The 25,276-nt window shown below is 65.9% G+C and carries 17 protein-coding genes and 3 pseudogenes; 11 read left to right on the top strand and 9 right to left on the bottom strand.

The genetic code is table 11. The features are described 5' to 3' along the window. Nucleotides 1-33: 33 nt before the first annotated feature. Entirely contained in the window at nucleotides 34-819 is a 786-nt protein-coding gene (locus Bsp3421_RS10195) for a M15 family metallopeptidase (RefSeq protein WP_273995798.1), read from the bottom strand. 463 nt (nucleotides 820-1,282) lie between these two features. On the opposite strand from Bsp3421_RS10195, the gene Bsp3421_RS10200 reads away from it, so the two are divergent. Then, entirely contained in the window at nucleotides 1,283-2,188 is a 906-nt protein-coding gene (locus Bsp3421_RS10200) for an alpha/beta hydrolase (protein ID WP_273995799.1), read from the top strand. 28 nt (nucleotides 2,189-2,216) lie between these two features. Here Bsp3421_RS10200 and Bsp3421_RS10205 read toward each other — a convergent pair whose 3' ends face one another. Then, a complete protein-coding gene (locus tag Bsp3421_RS10205; RefSeq protein WP_273995800.1) occupies nucleotides 2,217-2,858 on the bottom strand; it encodes a GntR family transcriptional regulator in 642 nt (213 codons plus the stop codon). Between the two features lie 87 nt (nucleotides 2,859-2,945). Between Bsp3421_RS10205 and Bsp3421_RS10210 the strand changes: the two genes are divergently transcribed. After that, nucleotides 2,946-3,422 (top strand): OsmC family protein, encoded by a 477-nt coding sequence (locus Bsp3421_RS10210; protein ID WP_273995801.1) that lies wholly within the window; start codon nucleotides 2,946-2,948, stop codon nucleotides 3,420-3,422. Nucleotides 3,423-3,477: 55 nt separating this feature from the next. Next, on the top strand, nucleotides 3,478-4,377 hold the full coding sequence (locus Bsp3421_RS10215; protein ID WP_273995802.1) for a glutamate/aspartate ABC transporter substrate-binding protein: 900 nt from the start codon (nucleotides 3,478-3,480) through the stop codon (nucleotides 4,375-4,377). A 234-nt stretch (nucleotides 4,378-4,611) separates the two neighbouring features. Here the strand turns inward: Bsp3421_RS10215 and Bsp3421_RS34315 are convergent. After that, nucleotides 4,612-4,713 (bottom strand): annotated as a pseudogene (locus Bsp3421_RS34315) (secretion protein HlyD); the annotation flags it as partial. Between the two features lie 24 nt (nucleotides 4,714-4,737). Beyond that, nucleotides 4,738-4,984, bottom strand: a pseudogene (locus Bsp3421_RS10220) (HlyD family secretion protein); the annotation flags it as partial. A 1,102-nt stretch (nucleotides 4,985-6,086) separates the two neighbouring features. Between Bsp3421_RS10220 and Bsp3421_RS10225 the strand changes: the two are divergent. The 6 genes and pseudogenes from Bsp3421_RS10225 to Bsp3421_RS10250 all read left to right on the top strand — a co-directional run bounded on the left by Bsp3421_RS10225 (nucleotide 6,087) and on the right by Bsp3421_RS10250 (nucleotide 11,560). Then, nucleotides 6,087-6,560, top strand: a complete 474-nt coding sequence (locus tag Bsp3421_RS10225; RefSeq protein ID WP_273995803.1) for a hypothetical protein — start codon at nucleotides 6,087-6,089, stop codon at nucleotides 6,558-6,560. Next, nucleotides 6,532-6,968 (top strand): annotated as a pseudogene (locus tag Bsp3421_RS10230) (transposase); the annotation flags it as partial. The gene Bsp3421_RS10225 and the pseudogene Bsp3421_RS10230, both read left to right, overlap by 29 nt. 338 nt (nucleotides 6,969-7,306) lie before the next feature. Next, nucleotides 7,307-8,149 (top strand): ABC transporter substrate-binding protein, encoded by an 843-nt coding sequence (locus tag Bsp3421_RS10235; protein WP_273995804.1) that lies wholly within the window; start codon nucleotides 7,307-7,309, stop codon nucleotides 8,147-8,149. A gap of 83 nt (nucleotides 8,150-8,232) precedes the next feature. After that, nucleotides 8,233-9,732 (top strand): amino acid ABC transporter permease/ATP-binding protein, encoded by a 1,500-nt coding sequence (locus Bsp3421_RS10240; RefSeq protein ID WP_273995805.1) that lies wholly within the window; start codon nucleotides 8,233-8,235, stop codon nucleotides 9,730-9,732. Nucleotides 9,733-9,762: 30 nt separating this feature from the next. Beyond that, nucleotides 9,763-11,097: an amidase family protein gene (locus Bsp3421_RS10245; protein WP_443111425.1), complete on the top strand. Its 1,335-nt coding sequence runs from the start codon at nucleotides 9,763-9,765 to the stop codon at nucleotides 11,095-11,097. 61 nt (nucleotides 11,098-11,158) lie between these two features. Beyond that, nucleotides 11,159-11,560 carry an ectoine synthase gene (locus tag Bsp3421_RS10250; protein ID WP_273995808.1) on the top strand — a complete coding sequence of 134 codons (402 nt, stop codon included), beginning with the start codon at nucleotides 11,159-11,161 and terminating at the stop codon, nucleotides 11,558-11,560. 48 nt (nucleotides 11,561-11,608) lie between these two features. Here the strand turns inward: Bsp3421_RS10250 and Bsp3421_RS10255 are convergent, their stop codons facing one another. The 5 genes from Bsp3421_RS10255 to Bsp3421_RS10275 all read right to left on the bottom strand — a co-directional run bounded on the left by Bsp3421_RS10255 (nucleotide 11,609) and on the right by Bsp3421_RS10275 (nucleotide 22,846). Beyond that, nucleotides 11,609-12,283: a GntR family transcriptional regulator gene (locus tag Bsp3421_RS10255; RefSeq protein WP_273995809.1), complete on the bottom strand. Its 675-nt coding sequence runs from the start codon at nucleotides 12,281-12,283 to the stop codon at nucleotides 11,609-11,611. An 81-nt stretch (nucleotides 12,284-12,364) separates the two neighbouring features. Further along, a complete protein-coding gene (locus Bsp3421_RS10260; RefSeq protein ID WP_273995810.1) occupies nucleotides 12,365-13,225 on the bottom strand; it encodes an urea carboxylase-associated family protein in 861 nt (286 codons plus the stop codon). Between the two features lie 624 nt (nucleotides 13,226-13,849). Then, nucleotides 13,850-14,326 carry a hypothetical protein gene (locus Bsp3421_RS10265; protein ID WP_273995811.1) on the bottom strand — a complete coding sequence of 159 codons (477 nt, stop codon included), beginning with the start codon at nucleotides 14,324-14,326 and terminating at the stop codon, nucleotides 13,850-13,852. A gap of 202 nt (nucleotides 14,327-14,528) precedes the next feature. Beyond that, nucleotides 14,529-16,835, bottom strand: coding sequence for a penicillin-binding protein 1C (gene pbpC / locus Bsp3421_RS10270; protein ID WP_443111426.1), 2,307 nt, complete (start codon nucleotides 16,833-16,835; stop codon nucleotides 14,529-14,531). Further along, nucleotides 16,832-22,846: an alpha-2-macroglobulin family protein gene (locus Bsp3421_RS10275; protein WP_273995812.1), complete on the bottom strand. Its 6,015-nt coding sequence runs from the start codon at nucleotides 22,844-22,846 to the stop codon at nucleotides 16,832-16,834. The genes pbpC and Bsp3421_RS10275 overlap by 4 nt, the downstream gene beginning before the upstream one ends. 297 nt (nucleotides 22,847-23,143) lie before the next feature. Here Bsp3421_RS10275 and Bsp3421_RS10280 point away from each other — a divergent pair, with 297 nt between their 5' ends. After that, nucleotides 23,144-23,662 (top strand): sugar dehydrogenase complex small subunit, encoded by a 519-nt coding sequence (locus Bsp3421_RS10280; protein ID WP_273995813.1) that lies wholly within the window; start codon nucleotides 23,144-23,146, stop codon nucleotides 23,660-23,662. Next, a complete protein-coding gene (locus tag Bsp3421_RS10285) occupies nucleotides 23,662-25,275 on the top strand; it encodes a GMC family oxidoreductase (RefSeq protein ID WP_273995814.1) in 1,614 nt (537 codons plus the stop codon). The genes Bsp3421_RS10280 and Bsp3421_RS10285 overlap by 1 nt, the downstream gene beginning before the upstream one ends. The last annotated feature ends 1 nt before the right edge of the window (nucleotide 25,276 follow it).

Below are 25,276 nucleotides of genomic sequence, written 5' to 3' on the forward strand. Positions count from 1 at the left end.
TGCGCCCGCGCCGCGCTGCGAAGACATGCCGCTTTACTGCCACACGCGCGTCACGCAGGCGGCGCGCGCCGCGGCATGCTCGACGCCTTGCGCGCCGCGCATGCAATCCGCGTAGCGCGTGACCTGCGCCTCGAAAAGCCGTCCCGCCTCGTCAGGCGATGCGCGAGCCAGCCGTTGCGCGAAGCCGCGCGAGCCGATCTCGAAGTGCTGGTAGTCGATCGGGAAATTCCAGTATCCGCCCCAGCCGATGAAGCCGTTGTCGGCGAACACATCGACGACGGCCTCGGCCATGCCCGGTCGTTTCGGCTTGTCGGGCCGATCGTCGAAGCGGTTGACCGAGGTTCTCGCGGCAGCGGGCGGGCGAACCGACGCGACGCCGTCGGTTCCGAGCACGATGTAGGGATTCTGGATCGGATTGAGGTCGATCGCGGCGCCGAACGCGTGCAGCGACCATGCGCTGCCGCCTGAGATCGGCCGCGCATTGAAGGCGGACGTGTTATTCGCATTCATCGACGCATCGTCGTCGCCGGAGAAATGCTCGATCGGTACGGCTTGCTGAAGCGGGAAATCCAGCTTGCGGAGCGCGTCGAAGATCGCCTGCACGCGCGGCGCAAGCGCGTCGAGCACGACGATCGTCCCCATGCGCGGCTCGTTCTCGAAACCGAGGTACTGGAACGAGACGTTGCGCAGGCGATCGCAGCCCACCGGCGCGTCGGCGGGCATCACGCCGCTCGCCTGCATCTGCCGGCATTGGTCGCGGGAGACGGGCGCGATCTCGGCGCGGGCGCCGCCGCTCAGCAACGCGAGGGACATCAGCATGGAGAGTGTCATCCGGCGCGGGCGCGGCTGTCGGGCGGAGGAAATCGGGTGGAGGGGCATGGCGAATGGGCTCAGGTCGAGAAAGACGCGTTCGATGGCGGGTGCAGGGGCTGTCGGTGATTTCCGGGATCGGGACGCCGATGCGAGGCCGCCGGACGACGGGATGGAATGAGGTAGCGACGTATCTATGAAAGCGATATGCGCCGGTGGTTCCATGATGAAGACATGGCGGGTCGCGTCGAGCGGCGAATGACGGCCGTCGCGACGGCCGTCCGGGCGGCCGGAGGATGACGGCCTGACCGTCCCGCGGCATGCGTCGCGCCGTTCCCGGGCCGGCGCGCCACCGTCTCGCGCCGCCAACCTGTCCGATGCGCGCGATCCACTGGCGTACCGGAGGCGGCGCGGGCCGCTCGCCCGCGCTACGCTTCGCCTCTTCCGAACCCCTCTCCAGATGGAGCATGGCATGAGCGACGACTATGTACGCGTATCCCGCCGTATCGCGGCGGGCGGTGTCGAACTGGATGGCTGGCTGTACACCCCGACGCGCCCCGGTCCCGCGCCCTTGATCGTGATGAGCCCCGGCTTCGCCGCGCTCAAGCGCCACTACCTGACGGATTTCGCCGAACGCTTCGCGCAGGCGGGCTTCGCGGTGGTGCTCTACGATCATCGCAACTTCGGCGCGAGCGGCGGCGACGTGCGCGGCGAAATCGATCCTCACCAGCAGATCGCGGACATACGCGACGTGGTGAGCTGGGCCGGCACGCTGCCGGAAGTCGACGCCGACCGGATCGGCGTATGGGGTTCCAGCTACAGCGGGGGCCACGCGATCATGATGGGCGCGCTCGATCGGCGCGTGCGCTGCGTCGTCAGCCAGGTGCCGACCATCAGTGGCTACCAGAGCCTGTTGCGCCGCGCGGGCGAGCGGCTGCACGCGGTGCGCGCCGATTTCGAGCGCGACCGGGCCGCGCGCTATGCGGGCGAGGCGCCGGGCGAACGGCGGGTCTGCTCGGAGGACGGTGTCGCCGGCCTCTACGCGGGCGACGATGCGCGCGCGTTCTATACGATGTCGGCGGCGCGCGACGCCGGCTGGGAAAACCGCGTCACGCTCAGATCGAGCGAACTCGCGAGCGCGTACGAGCCCGGTAGCTGGATCGACCGGGTCAGTCCGACGCCGCTGCTGATGCTGGTCGCCGAACGCGACACCGTGACGCCGGCCGACCTCGCGCTGGCCGCGTATGAGCGCGCGCTCGAACCGAAACGGCTGGAGATCCTGCCGGGCGGGCACTTCGATCCCTACGTCGCGCAGGCGGAGCGGGCGATCCAGGCGGCCGTCGGCTGGTTCGCCGCGCATCTGGGCGACCGGGCCTGAGCGCCGCCCAGGCGACGGCGCGGGGCGCTCAGCCGGATTCGACGAGACGCAGCACGATCGCGCGCGCCGAATCGAGATGCGCGGCGGTCAACGCCTGCGCGCGGCGCGCATTGCGCGCGCGGCAGGCGTCGAGGATCTGCGCGTGTTCATGCTGGAACGCCGGTGTATCCGCAAGCAGCGTATGGTGCAGGCGCTCGTAGCGCTCGACCTGCGCGCGCAGTTCATGGATCGCGACGAGCTGACGCGCATTGCCGCAGGGCGCGTAAAGCAGTTCGTGGAATTCGCGATTGAGCGCGCCCTGGCGCGCGGGGGTGTCGGCCGTGCCGAGCAGTTGATGCACGAGCGTGGCGCGCGCGAGCGCCTCGTCGTCCATCCGTTTCACGGCGCGCCGGATCGCGTCGCCTTCCAGCAGCACGCGCAAGTCGTAGATTTCGCCGACGTCGGCGGCCGAGAGTTCGCGCACGGTCGCGCCGCGATTGCGCTGCAGGGTCACGAGCCCCTCGCGCGCGAGCCGCTGGATCGCTTCGCGCAGCGGAATCCGGCTCACCTCGAAGCGGTCGGCGAGATCGCGCTCGACGAGCCGCTCGCCGCTCGCGAGCGTGCCGTCGACGATCAGTTCGCGCAGCGAGGCGGCGATCGCGCCCGCCGTGGAGTCGAATGAGCTGTTCATGGTCGATGAAGGTTGATTGGAATAATGGTATACCAAATTGCCGATCGCTGGCAGAATCGCGGCGGGTCGACATTCGACGGAGGACTCATGGGATACGGCGAACACCACTATCGCGTGACCGTGCGCTGGACCGGCAACCGGGGCAGCGGCACGTCGGGCTACCGGCAGTACGGGCGCGACCATCTGATCGAGGCGGACGGCAAGCCGCCGATCGCGGGCTCGTCCGATCCCGCGTTTCTCGGCGACGCCGCGCGCTGGAATCCCGAGGATCTGCTGCTTGCGTCGGCGTCGGCGTGCCACAAGCTGTGGTATCTGCATCTGTGCGCGGAGGCCGGCGTGACCGTGCTCGACTATGTCGACGAGGCGCAGGGCACGATGCTCGACGGCCCGGAGGCGGGGCGCTTCACCGACATCGTGCTGCGGCCGCGCGTGACGATCCGCGCCGGCGACGATCCCGCGCTGGCGGAGCGCCTGCATCACGTCGCGCATGCGCGCTGCTATATCGCCAACTCGGTCAATTTCCCGATCCGCTGCGAGCCGCGCATCGACGATTCGGGCGCGTGAGAATTTTGGCCGGATTACGATGCGAGCCTGTTCGACCACTAGACAGGAGGAAGACATGCATCGTCGTCTTGGCTGGCTCGCCGCGGCCGCCGCACTGTGTTTCGCGGGCGGCGCGGCGCACGCGCAGGCGCTGACCGGCACGCTGAAGAAGATCAAGGACACCGGCGTCGTGGGCCTCGGCATCCGCGAATCGTCCGTGCCGTTCTCGTATTCGGACAACCAGCAGAAGAACATCGGCTACTCGCGCGACATCGCCGCGCGCATCGTCGACGCGCTGCGCACGCGGCTGAGCCTGCCGGGGCTGGTCGTCAAGGAAATCCCGATCACCTCGCAGAACCGGATCCCGCTGGTGCAGAACGGCACGATCGACTTCGAATGCGGGTCGACCACCAACACGCTGGAACGGCAGCGGCAGGCGGCCTTCTCGAACAGCATCTTTCTCTATGGCATCCGTTTCACCACGCGCAAGGATTCGGGCGTGAAGGACTTCCCGGATCTGGCGGGCAAGACGGTCGCGACCACGGCCGGCACCTCGGACGAGCGCCTGCTGCGCAAGCTCAACGAGGAGAAGGGCATGAACATGACGATCATCAGCGCGAAGGATCATGCCGAGGCCTTCCTGAACGTGACGTCCGGGCGGGCGGTGGCTTTTGTGATGGATGAGCCGCTGTTGTACGGCGAGATCGCGAAGGATCGCAACCCCGGTGCTTATGCCGTGACGGGGACGCCGCTCGCCCACGAGAACTACGCGTGCATGCTGCGCAAGGACGATCCGGCGTTCAAGCAGGTGGTCGATACGGTGATCGCGCAGCTGCAGACGTCGGGCGAGGCCGAGAAACTCTATGATCGCTGGTTCATGCAGCCGATTCCGCCCAAGGGGATGAGTCTCAACTATCCGCTGTCGGCGGAAATGAAACAGTTGTTCAGGAATCCGACTGATCAGGCGCAGTACTGATTGCGTGAGGGTGTGCGGGGGCGGGCCGCGCTCCTGTGCGGCCGGGTCGCGCGATCGATGCGTGTCGCGTTGCGGATCTCGGCGTCAATATCCCCTTGGACCTTGTTGCGAAATGAATCGGATGCTGCCTTGCGTTTGTTCCGGAGAACCAGGCTTCGGTCCGCAGGGGCATCGGTAGTTTGGCGCTGATGCCGAATGAAAGGCGATCCAGAAGGGACATGACCAGGCGCCGCGTCAGAGTTTGCCGGTGAGGCTGTAAAGAGGTTCGAGCCCCCATTCGTACAAGCGACGGCGTTCCGGCAGCACATCCGCCTGTAGTGCCATGCCGGATTGCAACATCTATGGCTTGCCGTAGGCGGTCACATGCTTTTCCAGCACGACGCCAGGCTGCTTTGCATAGAGCTTCACGAGTCCGGTGTCGGGGCTCAGCACGCCTTCGACTGTGGTGCGGCGCGTATAGCTAGAACAGCATCACGACGGACGCCATGCAGGCGGCAGCGGCTGTCAGGAACGCAAACGACACAGGACGAACCCTTATCGTTTCACCCAGCGTCCGGGTCCGCTGCGCGTCCTGAGCTGCTTCACGGAAAAGAGGAGCCTGGGACATCACAATAGATTTTGTTGTTTTCCGTGAGCCACGGCGGATGAAGGCAAATGAGTATTGCATCGAGGCCGTCGAGCCGGATGAATCCATTCCACAAAAATCGCATCAGATCGACATGTTTCGGAATGCGTAACAGGAGCGGCTATGTGCGACCGATAATAAATCTCGATGGATGGAAAGCCTGTAATTCAATTGTGCAGAAATGTAATGAGCGTCACCACATTAATATACAAAAATTCAGAAATCATGTCGTATTGAATTTGAAAGATAAAATATGTTGATTTTTAGTTTTGTCGGTGCCAATCTGCGCTCGTCGAGTAACGACACTCAATGCATGCTTTTTTTGATGACGCAATTCTTGGCGACATCACGGAGATAATATTCATGCTTGGAGAACGTTTCTTGCCAGGCACTCTCTGTCCTGCCCTGAGTTGCGATATGAAATCCATGAAAAATGGGCAGGAATAGCTTTGGGGTGGCATGCACATATCTGTAACGTGAAAGAACCGAGTGCCAGTGCGCGGCCACCGCTGCCGTATATGGCGCTGGAATAGCGATTCCCGCAGAGGGTGCTGATTGATCTGTATTTTGAACCAGCAGCCGAGCAAGGTTATGAAAAAATCAAGCAAGCTTATTGTGTGCGATTGTGTTGGTTTTTTGGGTGCGGCTCTGTTGTGTATTTGCGGAATCTTGATTTTATTTGGTTGTATTGAAAATAACCAATCCGTTCTAAGTCGTGCCGGAGGGTTGGCAATGACCGTTCTATATTTATGGGTGACCATCAGTTACGCCAAGAACATTAGAGGCTGGTACTCCAATTTGTCGAATCTGTAGAATTTCCGATCCTCATTCCTACTCGTCTTAATAACGTCGTCAGTCGACTCGTGCAGCGCGTTCGCGTTCGGGGCAATGCGGCAGTCTACTCCACAAGCGTGTGACCGTCAGGTGTACAGCCAACCGCCTGTATTGCAGGTGGCTTCCGAGTCCGGACGTGATGGTATGCGCTTGCTGCACGGTGTATCTATCGTCTTGACTTTCAATACGTCCAGATAGTCTCTGGCAAGATGGTTTTGCCGAAAGCGGCAAGGACAAGCCGTGCGATGCATTGTTGTACCGCGAGTGGTTTCGTCACCACGTTGAAGCCAAAGTGTTTATCGTATTTGAAAAACTGCGTGAGATATGTTCGCCGGGAAGTTTATTTGATCGAACAAGATGGAACAGGTCACTTACGAGTATCTCGGTAAAAAGCGTATTGGCACGGTTATGGCCTTTCCTTAGGCCGGTGGCATGGAGCGCGGCATGCGGCCTTGCGGCGACTGCACTGGTTGCGGCAACGGAAACCTCCATTCCAGCTTTCCTGAAGGTCGTACTCGCCTATGGTTTTGGCGAGCATGCGCCGCAATCCGCATGGTGGACTATTCCTCTGGCATTTCTGGGGCTCGCCTGCTTGCGCGGAGGCGCCCAGTTCGCCTCCGCCTACCTGCTCGGATACGTGTCGAACAACGTCGTGATCCGAATCCGTCAAGCGATGATCGAGCGTGTGGTGCGGGCCGGTGCACCGTTACCACATCGTCACTGACGCCAACGGCACCCCGCTCGCCGCGATCCTGACCGGTGCGAACGTCAACGACGTCAAGCAATGGCTGCCGCTGATCGACGCGATTCCACCGATTCGCGGATTGCGCGGCCACCCATTGCAGAGGCCGAGTGTGGTCCACGCCGATCGCGGTTCCGACTCCGAGTGACATCGACATGCGTTGCGCAATCGCGGTATCGAGCCGGTGGCTGCCGAGCGCCGGACCGAACATGGCCGCGGCCTTGGCAAGTATCGCCGGGTCGTTGGGCGCACGCGTGCCGGGTTGCATCACTTCCGTCGCCTCCGTGCTGGTTTCAAGCGCCGTGCTGATATTCACGGCGCGTTCCTCAAACTCGGTTGCCGCCTGCTCTGCTGTGGAACACCCTCCGACGCGCCCGGCAGCCTTTTTGAAACCGTCTTTTAGGTTTTCCAGCTGAAGCCGGCGCAACGATAAGCGGTGTGCCAGCCGCATCGGCGATCCATCGGATCGCCGCCTTCTCCCCGCCGGTCTCCCATTTCTGAAATCCGTGCCGGCGCCGGGCGGCGGCGCTTACATGCATGGACGAACGCAAGCGGCTACGCAACTTCACGAGTAAACCCGGATTCAGTGAACAATATGAACTGGTCAGAATGTTCCTGGATTGTTCAACAATCTTCGGCATGAAAACCTCTCGAATGCAAACGTAGCGGCCTGAGAATGGCCGCGCGCCGTTACTGAGCGAGAGCCGAAAAATCCCGGGAGCCTCGTCATGTACGGTCAACTTTTGTCTCGATATTTCTTGCGCGGAATACTCGCGTCCCTGGCCTTCGTATGCTCGCTCGCTGCGGCGGCGCCGTTGCAGACGGTGCGGCCCGGCAGCCTCCTGATCGGATCCGATCTGACCTATCCGCCATACGCGTATCTGGACAGCGGCAAGCCGGCCGGCTTCGACGCCGAGTTCTCGCGGATGCTCGCGCGCCGCCTGAAGCTCGATCCGGTCTTCCTCGACACGCGTTTCCCCGATCTGATCCTAGGAATGAAGGCGCGCCGCTTCGATGTCGTCGCATCGGCGCTCTACGTCACGCCGGATCGCGTGAAGCAGATCGACTTCGTTCCCTACCTGAAAACCGGGGCGTTGCTGCTCGTGACGAAAGGCAGCGCGTATCTGCCGAAAACGCCGCTGGACATGTGCGGCAAGCGTGTCGGCACGATCAAGGGCGCATCGTGGACGCCGAAGCTGCGCGTCGTCTCGCAGGGCGCCTGCAAGGCGGCCGGTCGCGATGCGATCGCGATTCTCGAGTTTCCGACCTCGCCGGAAACGACGTCCGCGCTGATGTCGAAGGCGGTGGATGTGCAGATCGAAGACGCGGCCGTCGCGCAGGGCATTCCCAAGCAGACGGGCGGGCGCGTCGAGTTGATCCCGACGACGCTGCTCTATCCGATCGTGATCGGCCTCGGCGTGACGAAAGGAGAGGCGGGCCTGCAAAGCGCGCTGGCTGGCGCGTTGGATGAGGCAAGGCGCAGCGGCGAGTATGGCCGCCTCGTGAAGAAATACGGATTGCAGGAGCCGACGGAGGTCGATATTGCCGCTGCGCTCGGCAAGGCAAACTAAGCACGGCCACGCATGCGCGCGGGTGCGAACACGCGATGGACGCACGGCGCCCGCATCCCCTGTCTGCACTCGAGGAGCCTCCGATGCAGTTCGATTGGCACTATGCATTGCAACTGTTGTGGGACCGGGATTTCTGGCGCGCCGGTTTCGTGGTTGTCAAGCTCAGCATTTCCGCCTGGCTGCTCGGCATGTTGCTCGGCTTTCCCCTGGCGCTCGCAAGGCAGTCTCACCGCGCCGCGCTCAAACGCGCCGCGAGTGTGTATATCTGGTTTTTCCGCAGCCTGCCGCTGCTCGTGCTGCTCGTCTTCATCTACAACCTGCCGCAGGTGTTTCCGGCCACCAGCGCGCTACTGTCCGACCCGTTCGCGGCCGGCCTGATCGCGCTGGTGCTGAGCGAGACCGCCTACTTCGCGGAGATTCATCGCGGCGGGATCCTGTCGGTGCCTCGCGGGCAGATCGAAGCCGGCCGAGCGCTCGGCATTCGCTTCACGGGCATTCAATGGATGATCGTGATGCCGCAGGCGATCCGCATCGCGCTGCCGGCCCTGGCGAACGAGTTCATTACGATCGTGAAGCTGACGTCACTCGTGTCGGTGATCTCGCTCGCGGAGATCCTGCTCGTCGGGCAGCGCCTGTACACGCAGAACTTCCTCGTGTTCGAGACGATGCTGGCCGTCGCGTTTTATTACGTGCTGATCGTCACGGTGTTCAGCCGGCTGCTGAGCCATCTCGAACGACACCTCGATGTCAGTCGGCGCGTGCCGGTGCGAGCGGGCGCGGAGGCCATCGCATCGTCGACGCCGACGCGGATCGTCGCGCCGGGGCCGCGCACGAACGCCGCATTCGCGCTGCGACTGAGAGGTGTGCGGCAGCGATACGGCCGTCATGAGGTGCTGAAGGGCATCGATCTCGACGTTGCGCCCGGCCAGATCATTTCGATCATCGGTCCTTCCGGGTCGGGCAAGACGTCGCTGATCCGCACCATCAACGGCCTCGCACCGCTCAACGAGGGCGAGATCGAACTGTATGACGAGCCGTTCATCCGCGCGTCCGGCGCGTATTCCCGCGTACCGCACGATCGCATTCTCGACATTGGCATGGTGTTCCAGAGCTTCAACCTGTTTCCACATTGCACGGCACTGCAAAACGTCATGATGGCGCCGCGTTATCACCGGCAGGCCGATGCGGACGCCATCCGGATGCAGGCGCTGGCGTTGCTGTCGAAGGTCGGGATGCTCGAACACGCGTACAAGTATCCGCATCAGTTGTCGGGGGGCCAGCAGCAGCGCGTGGCGATCGCGCGCGCGCTCGCCATGCGGCCATCGATCATGCTGTTCGACGAGCCGACGTCGGCGTTGGATCCGGAACTCGTCGGCGACGTGCTGAAGGTCGTCGAGACGCTCGCGAAGGAGGGAATGACGATGATCATCGTCACCCACGAGATGAACTTCGCGTTCCAGCTGTCCGACCGGATCGTTTTCATGGAGAACGGCCGGATCCTGCACGACGTGCCACCCGAGCGGATTCGCGACACGGAGGATGTGCGTGTGAGGGATTTTTTGCAGCACGTGCATTTTGCATGAGCGGAACTGAAGGATCTGCGAGGACCGACGATGGATTGCGCTGATTTGCGGTTGCCTGACACGGATGGGCGCGGAAGCGTCGAGCGGTTGCGCGCGTGTTTCGCGCTGGCTGATGTGCATGCCGGCGACATCGGGAGAGCATGGCTCGCACGCCGCGACGAGGCGGCGCTGGCCGAGGCGCGTGCGCAGGATGCATCGACGCGTGCAGCCGCTGCGCCGTTGGCCGGCTCGGTGTTGACGGTCAAAGCCAATATTGATTGCGACGGGTGGGTCACGCATGCCGGCTCGCGCGTACTGGCCGCAGAGCCTGCCGCGCATGCCGACGCCGAGCTTGTCGCGGCGCTGCGGCGCGCCGGTGCGATCCTGGTTGCGCAGACCGCCATGACGGAATTCGCCTATGGGGCGCTCGGCGTGAATCACGCCTATGGCACGCTCGCGACGCCGCTTGATGTACGGCGCGAGCGTGTGGCGGGCGGATCGAGTTCGGGCGCGGCGGTGTCGGTGGCGCTTGGCGCGGCCGACCTGTCGCTGGGTTCCGATACGAGCGGGTCGGTGCGTATTCCGGCCGCGTTTTGCGGTGTTGCCGGATTCAAGCCGTCGCGCGGGCGCTATGCCGATGCCGGCATGACGTTCCTGTCGACGACGTTCGACGTGCCGGGGATGTTGGCCAGGACGGCCGGCTCATGTCGGCGGATCGACGCCGTTCTGTGCGGAGGCGGATCGAGCCGGCGCGCGCCGGCAAGCGTGAAGGATCTGCATTTCATCGTGCCCGAGCGGTTCGCGACCCATGACGTCGACTCAACCGTGGGGCAGGCATTCGATGCATGCTTGTCGCGATTGTCCGAGCAGGGCGCGCGTATTACGTACAAGCGGCTCGACTGCATCGCCGAGGCAGGCCCGATTGCGCGCGCGGGCGGCATCATCGCGGCCGAGGCGTTCATGTTGCATCGCCTGAGGCTGGCGACCGCCGCAGATCGCTACGATCCGCTCGTCGGCCCGCGCATCGCCGCGGGCGAACAGGTGCGCGCGCACGAGTATGCGGCCGCGCTGCGGCGTCTGGCGACGCTGGCCGACACCTACCACGCTGAACTTGACGACGCGCATGCGGTACTGACGCCGACCGTGCCAATGGTGCCGCCGCGCATTGCCGATCTGGCGGACGAAACCGTGTATCTGGCGCAGAACGCACGCGCATTCCAGTTGACCGAGTTCGCGAACCGACTCGACCTGCCGAGCATCAGCGTGCCGTGCGACCCGCACTTGAAGCAGCCGATCGGCCTGCTGATGACGGGGCGGCGCGGTGACGACGCATGCCTGCTCGACGCGGCGGCGATGGTCGAACGCGTGCTGGCCGCTTCAGCGTGATCCGTTTCTCGGCGGTATGAACCGCTGAGTTCTCTTTCCTCGTCACTCATCGGAGGTTCGCATGATAGTCGTAAGATCGGCCGATATCGCAAACACTGAACGCCACGCACGCGGTCCGGGTTGGGACAGCAAGCGCATGATCGTCAAGCAGGACGGCGTCGGCTATTCGGTTCATGAAACGCGCGTGCAGGAAGGCGCGGAGTTGAACTTGCATTACAAGCATCACTTCGAGGCCAACTATTGCGTGGCGGGCGAGGGGGAAGTCATCGAAACGGCCACCGGGGCCGTGCATCGGATCACGCCCGGAACGATCTACGCGCTGAATCGGAATGATCCGCACATCCTGCGCGCGACGCGCGGCGATCTGCATCTCGTGTGCGTGTTCAATCCGCCGCTGACGGGGTTGGAAACACATCGGGACGACGGCAGCTATGCATTGCCGGCCGACGAAGACGCCGGATGAGGCGCGATGCCGGAGCCGCCCGCGCCGCATCGTGCGGCGCGGTGCTCATCAGGCGGGCTTTCGTTGGCGGCGTTTCAGCGCGTCCAGCAGCATCCGTTCGGAATCGTCGAGATAGCGCGTGAGTGCGGTGACGGCTTTGGTCCGATGGTTCTGGGTGAGCAGGTCGTAGATCTGGTAGTCGCGCTGGATCCAGTCGGGCGTCTGCACGCGTTTCTCGTCGGGATCGGAGGCGAACACCAGACGCAGCTGCGCGGAGATGGTCCGAAAGAATTCGTCGAGCAAGGCGCTTTTTTGCAGTGCGACGATATGCTGGTGGAATCGCAGGCTGTGCGTGCCGACAGCCTGCCAGTTTTCCTTATCGAGTTCGCGCTCGGCTGCGCGGATCGCGACCTGCATTTTTTCCAGCACGGCCGGCTGCGCAAGCTCGGCGGTGTTCAGCGCATGCAGTTCGAGCGTGCGGCGCGCGACATAGAGGTCGCGCACATCCTGGCGATTGAGCGTGCGAACGACGACACCCTTATGCCGCACGAACGTCACGAGGCCTTCGCGGCCGAGCTGATGCAGGACTTCGCGAAGCGAGTTGCGCGACGTGTCGTATTCGGCCGCGAGATCCATCTCGATCAATGCGGTGCCGGGCGGCAGCTTGCCGTTGATGATGTGCTCGCGCAATTGATGGCTGATCCGGTCGGAGACCGATTGCCTGCCCGCTTTTTCGCTTGCCATGCCGTTTGTTCGCTCCTCTCCTGATCGCGCGCCGTCGGCGTGGTGGGTCGACGGCGGCGGTTCGTCATTCTACGGACTTTGTCATGCCGTCTGGTCGTGCTGCCAGGCTGCCTGCGGCGGCTGCATGCCGTGCCGGCCCTGGTAAGGCGCGACGGGCGGCTGCGACCAGCCTTCGAGCAGGCGCGGGTCGAGCCGGTACACCTCGACGCCGAGCGGCCGGCAGACGTCGATCGGGTCGCGCGCATCGGGGCCCCACATCGGCACCGACAGATCCCCGCCCGGACAGGTGGACATCGCGCACAACAGGTCGATCTCGGCGAAGAATTCGAGGTAATCGCCCGGTTTCGCGGGGCAGGCTTTCATGAAGTACTTGTCGTCGTTGTTGAGCCCCGTGCATTGGAACACGTTCAGTACGTCGTGCACGTCGAACTCGGTCAATCCGTAGGGCGCGACGGCGCGGACGAGATTCGAGTGGCAGTGGAAATGAAAATCCTCGCCGGTCAGCAGTTTGTTCACGTAGGGATCGCAGCGTGTGCCGAGCAGATCGTGCACGCGGCCGCCGTCGCCGTCGACGCCGTAACCGGCCAGCGTGTCGTCGGTGATCGTGACCATCGGGCGCAGGTAGGGCAGCGTCGACCAGATCCGATCGAAGGTCGTGACGTGCGCGGCCTGTAGCTGGCGCGTACGCGATGCCCACATGCGTTCGCGCGGGTTGTGCAGGTTCCACATGTTGAAGTCGGCGACTTGTGGACCTTCCAGCGTGACGATGCGAAACACATGGCCGGCCGGCACCGTCCACGCGAAGCCGCTGCGGATCGGCACGACGTGCGATTCGATGCGTTCGCGCGCGTCTTGGCGCTGCGCGATCGAGGCGTAAAAGGACGATTCGAGGTTGAGGACGGAGCCTGTGCTGTTCTGGTAGGCGGCGGGATAGTTCGACATGACGCGGTGCCCTCGCGAAGGATTGGCAGATATCGAAATCCGGCCTGAATCATTGGTGGTGGCCGGTCAGGCGTCGATCCGTGAGTTTGATTGTTCAACAATTTTCGACGCTTCGGAGAGTATAGGGTGAAGGCGAGTAGGTGTGTCAATGGCGGGGAAGTACGTAGAGCAGCAGGGGGCGGGCGGCTCGGTTGAAATTAACGGGCAGGGCCGTCGAGCGCCGAGCCGCCGCTGTGTGTCGATGCGCGTTTGACGGCGTTCACGTTGATGATCGCCCCGTGCGTGCGAATGCATGCGAGAACGGCGCGAAGGATTTGACGCGGGTGGTCAGAGGTAAATTCGGGACCGGACCTATCCGCATTTTTTGTGGGCGAGGCGGTTGCACAACCAGTGATCAGCGGGCTTGCGTAAATCGCTCCCCGAACAGAATAGCAAACTGGTTCATCGCGGATTTCCAGTCGAAGGTCTTCACTGGATAGACAATTGAATGGGCGCGACATCCACAGAAAGATAGCCGGGAACCGAAGGGGCGAGTATCTGATATAGGCGCGCCGCTGCCCACTGGATCGACTGGCTCCGGCTCGAAAAGATGGGGGCTCCAGAGAGAAGGCTGAAAGAGGCTCATTAACTTCGGCGTTCCGGTATCCGGGCGAGTTCATGAAGCTTGAGCATGCGATCGTGGCGGGAGATTTCCTTTGAGAGTGAAATTAGCTCGGCTGTTTTGTTTTTCAGATCTTGAAGTTTAATATCGGTGGAAGTGGTGCCCGTAACCATGATGTATCCCGGTTGGTAGTCCAGCCCATTTTCCTTATCAAACCTGATCCAGTTGAACACGGGGTTGTGTACGACATCGTTGCGGAATTGGGCCAGCTTTCTGGCTTTTACCAGGGCATCGATCAGAGGGTGCGCTTGCGCGGAAAACTGCCTTCTCAGAAAGCCGATTGCCTTATCTACTTTCTTTGAGAAAGTAATCTTTTTGATTTCTTCGAGTTCCATGAAGCACGCGCAAATTAAAAATAGCTGCGTCTCCAAATGTGCAAATGTGTAGATAAAGTTTCCGAGGCTGTTTTTCCAAATTCTTTCCGGCATGCCCTTCTTCATAGTGAAAGCTTGTAAGGATGAAACGGGAAATGATTATCTACGACCTGCTTGGACGGGTGCCACCAGATGACGGGTTATTGTGCCATGAGCGCGAGATGATGACCGATGCGCTTCGAAACGTGATACTCGGGACTTGACCGGCTGAGAAGGGTCGTACAACAACATCCTCGCAATACTGCAAAGAACTTGATCGTCGCGACGTTCATTGCCCTCGTGCGCTGAAAACACGAGCCCTGTTCGACCATCTCCCCCAAGCCCAATACCGCCCAACAACCCGCCTACCGCCCCGCGCCGCCCCATTATTCGCACCCACATCCGGCCGCGCCACCGTGCCGCGCACCTCGAACTTCACCGTATCCGCAACCTTGCCCTGCGCGTCCAGCAGTTCCAGCACATGACGCCCCGGCCACGGCAGCCACGCAACCCGTTCACCGCGCCCAAGCACACGTCCATCGAGCCGCCATGCACTGCGCCCGCCGTCTCCTGCCACGCGCTCGAACCAGACGCGCTGATTGCGCGGCGGGATATCCGGATCGAGCGCGAAGATCGTGCCGTCGGTCGGCGCGCCGATCGCGAGCGGCGCACGCTGAAGATCGGGCGCGGCCCCAGCCGCGAGCCGCACCGTATCGACCTCGGTGCCGCGCACGAACCACTCGTCGCGGGTCGGTTCGAGCGCGCGCTCGAACGAGACGCGCGTGCGCACGACCTCCTTGGGCGGTCGCGGCGCGACGCTGCCCGTCGCGCGATGCAGGTAACCGACGAGCGCGGCCCAGACGGGCGCCGCGCCCGTCACGCCGGAGACGTCCCACATCGGCGAGCCGTCCGCATTGCCGACCCACACCCCGACCGTATAGCGCGACGTATAACCGACCGCCCAGTTGTCGCGCATGTCCTTGCTCGTGCCGGTCTTCACCGCCGAGAAGAAGCGCGTCGCGAGCGGGCTGTCGAGGCCGAAGGTGCGGGTGCGCGCATTGTTGTCCGCCAGCATGTCGGTGACGATGTAGCTGGCCTCCGGACTGAACACGCGCGTGCCCGGCGGCGGCGCGCGGCGCGCGCCGCCGCCGGACAACAGATCGGCGGTGGGCTTCTCGACGCCGCCGTTGGCGAGCGCGCGGTACGCGTTGGTGAGCGACAGCAGCGTCACGTCGGCGCTCCCCAGCGCGAGGCTGAAGCCGTAATAGTCGCCGTCCTCGGTCAGCGGCAGGCCGAGCGCGGTCAGCGTGCGCGCGAAGCGGTGCGGCGTGACGAGCACCAGCGTGCGCACCGCCGGCACGTTCAGCGACGAGCCGAGCGCGGTCCGCACGCTCACCCAGCCCTTGAAATGCTTGTCGTAGTTCTGCGGAATATAGAGCCCGCCGCTCGCGGCGAGGTTGACGGCCGAATCGTCGAGCAGGGTGGCCGGGGTCAGGCGTCGTTCGTCGAGCGCCTGCGCGTACAGGAACGGCTTCAGCGTCGAGCCGGCCTGGCGCGACGCGAGCGCCGCGTCGACCTCGCGCGCGCTCGACAGCGCGCCCGACGAGCCGACCCACGCGAGGATCTCGCCGCTCGCGTTGTCGATCACGATCGCCGCGCCGTCCTGCACGTTGCGGCGGTGCGCGGGGGCGTTCAGCTCGGTCAGCGAGCGGGTGAGCGTGTCGCGCGCGAAGCGTTGCAGGCCCGCGTCGAGCGTGGAACGCAGCCGCGCGCCCGCCGCGGGATGGGCTTCCGACGCGACGCGCCGCGCGAAATGCGGCGCCAGCGCGTCCGTGTCGCGCCAGCCGGCGCCCGCCGGCCGCGCGAACGCGAGTTGCACGAAACCGTCGAGGTTCGCGCAGGCGCCCGGCGCGCGCATGTCGCGCAGGATCCGGCAGGCGCGTTCGGCGACTTTCGGATATGACGCGTTCGGCGCGCGCACGAGCGCCGCCGCGACCGCCGATTCCCGTTCGTCGAGCCCGGACGGGGCCTTGCCGAACAGCGTCTGCGACAGTGCGGCGAGTCCCACCGTCTCGCCCCGGAACGGCACGAGATTCAGGTAGGCCTCGAGGATCTGGTCCTTGCGCCATGCGCGTTCGAGCCACAGCGCGTCGATCGCCTGGCCGGCTTTCTGCGGCAGGGAGCGTTGCCCGGAGCGGCGTGGCGTATCGCCGAGCAGGCCGGCCAGCTGCATCGTCACGGTCGATGCGCCGCGGGTGCGCTCGTTCCACAGGTTTCCCCACGCCGCGCCCGCGATGCCGCGCCAGTCGACGCCGCTGTGCGCGTAGAAGCGCTTGTCCTCCGAGACGACGATCGCCTCGCGCAGCGCGGGCGAGATGTCGGCGAGCGCGACCCAGTCGCCGCGTCGTTCGCCGAGGTCGATGCGGGTGCGCTGCAACGGCGTGCCGTCGCGCGCGAGCAGCACCCAGTCCGAGCTGCGCCAGCCGCCGCGCACGTTGTCGTAGCTGGGCACCGCGCGCGCGGCCGGTGCGGCGGCCAGGCCGGCCGCGAGGACGAGCCCGGCCGCGATCCGGATGCCGGACCTCGTCGCGCTCACGGCTTCGCGGCGGGCGCCGGCCCGACCGTCACGGCCGGGTTCGGCCACACGCCGTAGGTCGACGGCGCGTACAGGGCCTCGACGCGCGTGGGCGGCAGGCCGAAGGTGCCGACGTTGTTGAGCCGCACCGTGTACTCGATCGAGATGCGGCCCTTCGGCAGGTAGTCGTAGTACGCGCGATAGCCGTCGAAGTCGCGTTCGACGAACGCGGGATCGGCGCCGTGCGCGGCGCTTTCGCCCTGGGTGGCGGCCTCCGAGTCGCGGCCGAGCCCGTTGCCGAGGATCGTCGCGCCGGCCGGGATCGGATCGTTGACCGCAACCCAGGTCATGTCGGTCTGCGCATCGATGTCGAGCTTCACGCGCAGCACGTCGCCGCGCGAATACGCGCCCGGCACGGCCGGATCCACCGGCGTGACCGTCTTGACGATCCGGTAGCCCGCCGCGAACGGACTCTTCAACGGCACGGCGGCGAGGCTCTCGATCGTCGCCCAGGGCTTGCCGGGGCCGTCCTGGGTCAGCGTCAGCGGCGTCGCCGCGGCGCGCGCGGCCGGCCACGGCAGCAGCAGGCTGCGGACCGGGCCGGTGCGCGCGGCCGGCGTTGCTGATGCGGCGCTCGCGGCGGCGGCCGGCTGGCTCCAGTTGACGGCGCGCTCGGTGTCGCCGAGCTTCAGCCGGGTCTGGCCGCCGACGGGCGTGGTCTCGTAGGTGTGCGAGAAACGCTCGATCGCGAGCGAGCCGAGCGCGTTCGCGGTGGTGGTCTGCCACGCGCCGTTGCGCTGCAGCGCCAGCAGGCCGGTGGTCACGCGCGGCATCTCGTCCTTCCAGCCCGGGTCGCCCGCGAATTCGAGCGCGAGCCGCGCGGCGTTGGTCTCGGGGCTCGTCATCAGCCACCACAGGTCGTCGTCGCGCGCGGTCGAGAAGGTCAGCTGCGTGCCCTGGTAGGTCATCCGCGCGCGCAGGATCTGTTCGACCTGGGCGCGCTTGTCGTCGCGTTGCGGAATGTCTTTCACGCGCGACAGGATCGCGTGATAGTCGAGCAGCGCCGAGGTCGGCCACTGGTTCGGCGCCACTTCGATCGAGCCGAGCATGCGGCCCTGCGCCGCGCCGAAGCGCGACAGCGCCTCGATCGCGGCCAGCTTGCGCAGGTCGAGATCCTTGCGCGGCGACCAGGTCTCGCGTTGCAGCCGGCCGTCGACGAAGCGCGTGAGCCCGGCCTCGATCTGGCCGCGGATATCCTCGGGCAGCGCGAAGCGGGCGTCGAGGCGCGCGGCCTCGTCGGACAGCACGAGCAGGTAGGCGGACAGCGCGGGGCTGCCGGTCGCGCCGCTGTCGGACGACGGCGGGAAGTAGTTCGCGAGGCCGTCGCGGTCGAGATAGACCGGCATGCGCGCGACGAGCGACTGCCATTGCGCGGGGTCGCGCAGGCCGATCGCGCGCGAGGCCTGCTGTTCGAGGCAGCGATACGGGTAGCGCTCGAACCAGCGGCGCACGCCGGGCAGGCCGTCGGCGAGCTTGGGCTGCAGCGAGACCGCCAGGCCGCCGCGCGCGAGCCCCGCGGGCGTGAGCGCCGCGCCGGCCGGCGCGGCGACGGGCACCGTGAGGGTGCCGTCGACCTGCGCGAGCGTGGCCTGCTGCACGGTGACCGGCAGCGCGGGCACCACCTTCTGGGTGATCTTCAGCGCGTCGGCCGCATGCGCGCCGCCTTGCTCGGCGGCGCTGATCGACCACACGAGCGCGCCCGCCGCGTCGGCGAGCCCGTCCGGCACGGTCGCATGCCACGCGATCTCGCGCGAGCCGTCGGCGGGCAGCGCGACGGTCTGCGCGTCGAGCGCGAGGCCCGCGACGCTCGGCGTGATGCGCACCTGCATCGCGCGCTGGGTGGTGTTGCGCAGCGTGAACAACGCGCTGAAGCCGTCGCCTTCGCGCACCAGCGGCGGCAGGCCCGAGATCAGCTGCAGGTCCTGCGTGCTGCGGATCGACGCGCTGCCGGTGCCGAACTTGTCGGCATCCACGGCGGCGATCGCGACGATCCGGAAGCGGGTCAGCGCGTCGTTGAGCGGCACGGTCAGCGAGGCTTCGCCGTGCGCATCGAGCGTCACGCGCGGGTTCCACAGCAGCAGCGTGTCGAACAGCTCGCGGGTGGGCGCGAGCCCGCCGCCGCCGCCCGCCGGCACGGCCTTGCGGCCGAAATGGCGGCGGCCGACGATTTCCATCTGCGCGGTGGACGTCTCGATGCCATATGCGCGCCGCTGGAGCATCGCATCGAGCAGATCCCAACTGCGGTTCGGCATCAGTTCGAGCAGCGCCTCGTCGACGGCCGCGACCGCGATCTGGGTGCCGGCCGGCGCGGGCTTGCCGCCCGGCAGCGCGACCTTGACCTTGATCTGCGCGTGGCCGCGCACGGGGTAGCTGGCCGCGTCCGGCGTGACGGTCACGCCGAGCCGGTGCGCGGCGGTGCCGACCTTGATCTCGGCCACGCCGTAGCGGAATGCGGGCTTCGACAGGTCGACGAGCGGGGTCGGCGCTTCGTAGTGGCGACCTTCGCGCCAGAAGGCGCGCGCCCATTCGATCGGCGTCTTCCAGCCCCAGGTGAAGAAGGAGTACCACGGCACCTCGCGCAGCCGGCCGCGCAGCGCGAGCACCGACACGTAGACGTTCGGCCCCCACGATTCGCCGACCTTCAGGTCGACGGTCGGGTTCTTGCCGTTCAGTTCCACGACCCGGGTTTCCATCACGCCGGCCCGTTCGACCGCGACCAGCGCGGTGGCGTAGCGGAACGGCATGCGCACCTGGAAGCGGGCGGTCTCGCCCGGCGCGTAGGTGGTTTTCTCGGGCAGGATGTCGATCCGGTCGGTATTGTCGCCGCCGAACCAGAGATCCTCGTCGCGCGTGACCCACACCGAGGTCATCGCGTTCGCACTACGGCCCGCGCCGTCCTTGACGACCGCGACCAGCTTGACGTCGCCGGCCTCGGTCAGCTTCGCGTCGCAGCTGAAGATGCCCTTCGCATCGGACTTGCCGCTGCACAGCGTGCCGAGGTCGCGGGTTTCGCTGTGGTTGTCGTAGGCATAGAAGCCGCCGACCATGCGCTTGCGCGAGCTGGTCGTGCTGCGCGCGTAGCCGTGGATCTCGACCGGCGCGGCGGCGCGCGGCTTGCCTTGCAGATCCACCACCAGCGCCTGCAGCGCGACCTTGTCGCCCACCGACACCCATTGGCCGGCCTTGATCCCGGCCACGAGCGCGGCCGGCCACAGCAGGGCGTCGCCGCGGATCGTCTGGATCTCGCCGTTCGGGTCGGCGAAGCTCGCCTCGAGGCTCAGGCGCTGCGGCGCGTTGACCTTCGGCAGCGATTTCAGCACGAGCGAGCCCGCGCCGTTGCGGTCGAGCGTCAGCGGCTCCTTGTCGGCGATCAGCTTCGCGGCGTCCGGATCCTGGCGGCCGGCGTCGCTGTCGTTCGCGTCGCTGTCGCCGGCATCGGCGTTGGCGTCGTTCGCGGCCGGCTCGGGCCGGTACGGCTCGAAGCTGTAGTCGGGGTAGGTGTCGGCGAACGGCGGGCTCGCGGCCTTGGCGAGCGCCGACACCTGCACCGGCAGGTTCGACGCGCCGCCGCCCGACACATAGTCGATCTGCAGCGCGAGCGGCGCTTCCCTGGCCGCGATCAGCGGGCTCGTGCGGCCGTCGCGCACGCCGATCGAGCCTTTCAGCACCGGCAGCCGGAACGCCTCGACGCGGAATGCGCCCGTGTCGTAGGTCGCGCCCGATGCCGCGTCGTCGTCGCCGCTGCCGCTGTCGAGCGACACGCTGTATTCGCCGAGCCGCGCGGCGGCGGGCAGCGTGAAGCTCGATGCGGCCGAGTGATCGGCCGCCCAGGTCAACGGCAGGTGATAGGTCTGGTCGGAGCCGAGGTGACGGATCGTCACGCGGCTCGGGTACTGCTTGGGGAACGCGAGCGTGTCGAGCGTCTCGACGCGCAGGAAGTGCTTCATCGACACCGTCTCGCCCGCGCGCAGCAGCGTGCGGTCGAACACGGTGTGCGCGCGCGCCGGCGCGTCCGTGCCGCTGTCGGTGGGCACGTTGAAGCGCCACGCCTCGATTCCGCGATTCCAGTCGGAGCGGACGAACGCCATGTCGGGGCCCGTCTTCGGATCGTCGACGCGCGCGGACACGAAGTAGTCGCCGTAGCCCGTCGCGTAGTCGCAGGCGCGGCGCGGCGCGAGCTGCGCGTCGATGCGCAGCACGCCGTTCGGATCGGTGCGGCCCGCGGCGACCTGTTCGCCGTTGCAGTCGGACACGCGGACGTCCGCGTTCGGCACCGGGCGGCCCTTGTCGAGCGTCGTCACCCACACGAGGCTGTTGTCGCGGCCGAGCTTCAGATGCACGCCGAGATTGGTCACGAGCACCGCGGTGCGCACGTACATCGCGGCGGGCCGCGACAGCAGCGCGCCGCCGAGCGCCGGGGAGGCGAGTTCGAGCACGTAGAAGCCCGGCTTGTCGATCGGCACGCCGACCACCTCGAACGGCCGCAGCTTGGCCGGATCGGCCTTCGGCAGGGTCAGCGCCTGCACGCCGGGCTCGCCCGCGAGCAGCGACAGCGAGCGGATGTCGACGATCCGATTGTTGCCCGTCGGCGCGCGCTCGCCCTGCGCGGGCGGCACGAACACCGGGTGGAGGGCGCGCGCGAACAGCCCGGGGCGCGCCTTCTCGATGTCCTTGACCGACATCGACCAGCCGTCGAAACGGTCGACGAGCCGCATCCAGGCGCGGATCTGCGCGTCGTTCTCGACCTTCAGGTTCGAGAATTGCGCGCCGCCGGTATTGAGGCCGGCGATCTTGAGGTCCGCCTCGACGTTGCGCAGCGTGACGGGCACGAGCGCGGGCGCGCCCGGCTCCGCGAAGCGCTCGATGATCCCGAAGGTGCCCGACGAGAATTTCGCGAGCGGCGGCATCGTGGCGGTGCGGGTCGAGAGCGGGAACAGGTCGCGGTTGGCGAGCGGGCGGCCGCTCAGGTCCTTCAGGTCGTCGGGCAGCGTGATCTTGAGGTCGGCCTGCGCGGGCAGCGGCGCGGCGAATTCGACATGGTCGGTGTCGGTGCCCTTGTCGTCGGGCTTGAAGGTGGGGCCGACGGAACCTTGCGGGCCGGCCAGGCGGATCTTTTCCGCGTCGGCGCGCGTGATCGGCGCGTTGAAGCTCAGGCGCAGCGGCCGCAGCGGCGTGCAAGGCGCCTTGGCGTTCTCGCGCTCGCACGAGAAGGTCGCGGCGAACGGCTCGCGCACCGTGTAGTCGAAGCGGCGCTCGGTGTCGTTGACGATCCCGCTCGGGCTCGCCACGCCCTTGCCGTAGACGAGCTGCACCTTGACCCCGGCGGGCAGGGTCTGCGCGCAGCTGACGGTCAGCACGCGCGCGGCATCCTTCTTCCAGCGGAAATGATCGAGCAGCGCGGCGCGCGTCGGGGCGTCGGCCAGCTTGACCGGGATCCGGTTGCCGATGCCGTTGGCCTCGCACCACATGCCGGACAGCACCGAGGCGTCGGTCGCGGGCCCATTGAGCCGGAGCACGAACACCTGCTGTTCCTCGATCTCGCCGTCGTCGGGGCGCGCGGTGACGGGGAACGGCCCGCCCGTCTGGAATGCGAAGCGCTTCGGGCCGCTCGCCGCGCGCCCGGCCACCGAGCGCAGCGTCTCGCCCAGCTCGACCGAGCAGCGCACGCCGGGCGGCAGGTCGCGGGTGAAGTCATAGACCCAGGTCTGCGCATCGAGCCAGTGCCCCTGGCCGCGCCCGGCGTCGGGATCCGAGCATGCGACGCGGCCCGGCGCGGGTGCGGCGGCGTCGCCGAGCGCGACCATGGCTTCGTCGAACTTGACGACGGTCTGCCGCACCTCGGACACGGTGCCTTGCGGCGACACGCTCGTCACGCGCGCCGCATCGGCGCGCCATGCGCCGGTCGCGAGCCCGCCCGCGACGCACGCGGCGAGCGCGCCCCAGAGCCGGATTTTCTTCGAATGGATGTGCATGATGGCGCGATCGCCCCCTGGGCAGAAGCTTTGTAGAAATGGTAGTGGATTCTAACCGACGCGCTGTAAGGCCCCTGTAGGTCGAATCAGTTCACGCGACATCCGTCGATTTAACAAATCGGGTGACCGAATTAACAAAAAAAGTAAAAAGAAAAGATTGTGCGGGAATACGGAATATTCCATGGACTATAAAGAGATTGTTCAAACCGACATGAGCGCGTACATTTCGGTTCCACGCCAAAACTTGAGAAATATCAACTCAGGATTTCCCGAATTCGGCGTCTGAGAGAAGGAAAGATGAACAACGACATGACTCCCCACTCGCGTCGCGCCAGCGACGCCGCCGCGTCCGCGGCCCCCGGCATGACCCGGCGTCAGTGGTTGCAGGGCGCGCTGGCGCTCACCGCCACCGGCCTCGCCGGCTCGCTCGCGTTGAAGGCCCTGGCCGACAATCCCGGCGCCGCGCCCCTCGATACTTTCATGACCCTTTCAACATCGCTGACCGGCAAGACGGACCTGAGCCGTGCGGTCGGCGAGCGCCTGCTGCAGGCGCTGCAGAAGGGTTCGTTCCAGACCGCCGACAGCCTGCCCGCGCTCGCGGGCGTGCTCGCCTCGGGCAACGCGCTGAGCGCCGACCAGGAGGCGCTGGCGTTGCGCATCCTCGAAGCGTGGTATCTCGGCGTCGTCGACAACGTCGTGATCACCTACGAAGAGGCGCTGATGTTCGGCGTCGTCTCCGACACGCTGGTGATCCGTTCGTACTGCCCCAACAAACCTGGCTTCTGGGCCGATAAACCGATCGAGAGGCAAGCCTGATGGCCGATACACAACAAGCCGACATCGTGGTCGTGGGCTCGGGCGTCGCCGGCGCGATCGTGGCGCATCAGCTCGCGATGGCGGGCAAGTCGGTGATCCTGCTGGAAGCCGGCCCGCGCATGCCGCGCTGGGAAATCGTCGAACGCTTCCGCAATCAGCCGGACAAGATGGACTTCATGGCGCCGTATCCGTCGAGCGCGTGGGCGCCGCATCCGGAGTACGGCCCGCCGAACGACTACCTGGTGCTGAAGGGCGAGCACAAGTTCAACTCGCAGTACATCCGCGCCGTGGGCGGCACGACCTGGCACTGGGCCGCGTCGGCGTGGCGCTTCATCCCGAACGACTTCAGGATGAAGACGGTGTACGGCGTTGGTCGCGACTGGCCGCTCCAGTATGACGAGATCGAGCCGTATTACCAGCGCGCCGAGGAAGAGCTGGGCGTGTGGGGGCCCGGTCCCGAGGAGAACCTGTTGTCGCCGCGCAAGGCGCCGTATCCGATGGCGCCGCTGCCGCTGTCGTACAACGAGCGCACGATCAAGACCGCGCTCAACGGCTACGATCCCGCGTACCACGTGGTGACCGAGCCGGTCGCGCGCAACAGCCGTCCGTACGACGGCCGCCCGACCTGCTGCGGCAACAACAACTGCATGCCGATCTGCCCGATCGGCGCGATGTACAACGGCATCGTGCATGTCGAGAAGGCGGAGCAGGCCGGCGCGAAGCTGATCGAGAACGCGGTGGTGTACAAGCTTGAGGTCGGCCCGCAGAAGAAGATCGTCGCGGCGCTGTACAAGGATCCGAAGGGCGGCGAGCACCGGGTCGAGGGCAAGTACTTCGTGCTCGCGGCGAATGGCATCGAGACGCCGAAGATCATGCTGATGTCGACCAGCAGCGATTTCCCGAACGGCGTCGGCAACAGTTCCGACATGGTCGGCCGCAACCTGATGGACCATCCGGGCACCGGCGTGTCGTTCTACGCGAGCGAGAAGCTGTGGCCGGGTCGCGGCCCGCAGGAGATGACCTCGCTGATCGGCTTCCGGGACGGTGCGTTCCGCGCGACCCAGGCGGCCAAGAAGATCCACCTGTCGAACCTGTCGCGGATCGACCAGGAAACGCAGAAGATCTTCAAGGGCGGCAAGCTGCTGAAGCCCGACGAGCTGGACGCGCAGATCCGCGACCGCTCGGCGCGCTACGTGCAGTTCGACTGCTTCCACGAGATCCTGCCGCAGCCCGAGAACCGCATCGTGCCGAGCAAGACGGCCACCGATGCGATCGGCATCCCGCGTCCCGAGATCACCTATGCGATCGACGACTACGTGAAGCGCGGCGCCGTGCACACCCGCGAGGTGTACGCGAGCGCGGCGAAGGTGCTGGGCGGCACGGACGTCGTGTTCAACGACGAATTCGCGCCGAACAACCACATCACGGGCGCGACGATCATGGGCGCGGACGCGCGCGACTCCGTCGTCGACAAGGACTGCCGCACGTTCGACCACCCGAACCTGTTCATTTCGAGCAGCTCGACGATGCCGACGGTGGGCACGGTCAACGTGACGCTCTCGATCGCGGCGCTCGCGCTGCGGATCTCGGATCAGTTGAAGAAGGAAGTCTGAC

The sequence above is a fragment of the Burkholderia sp. FERM BP-3421 genome, assembly GCF_028657905.1.
Taxonomy (GTDB): domain Bacteria; phylum Pseudomonadota; class Gammaproteobacteria; order Burkholderiales; family Burkholderiaceae; genus Burkholderia.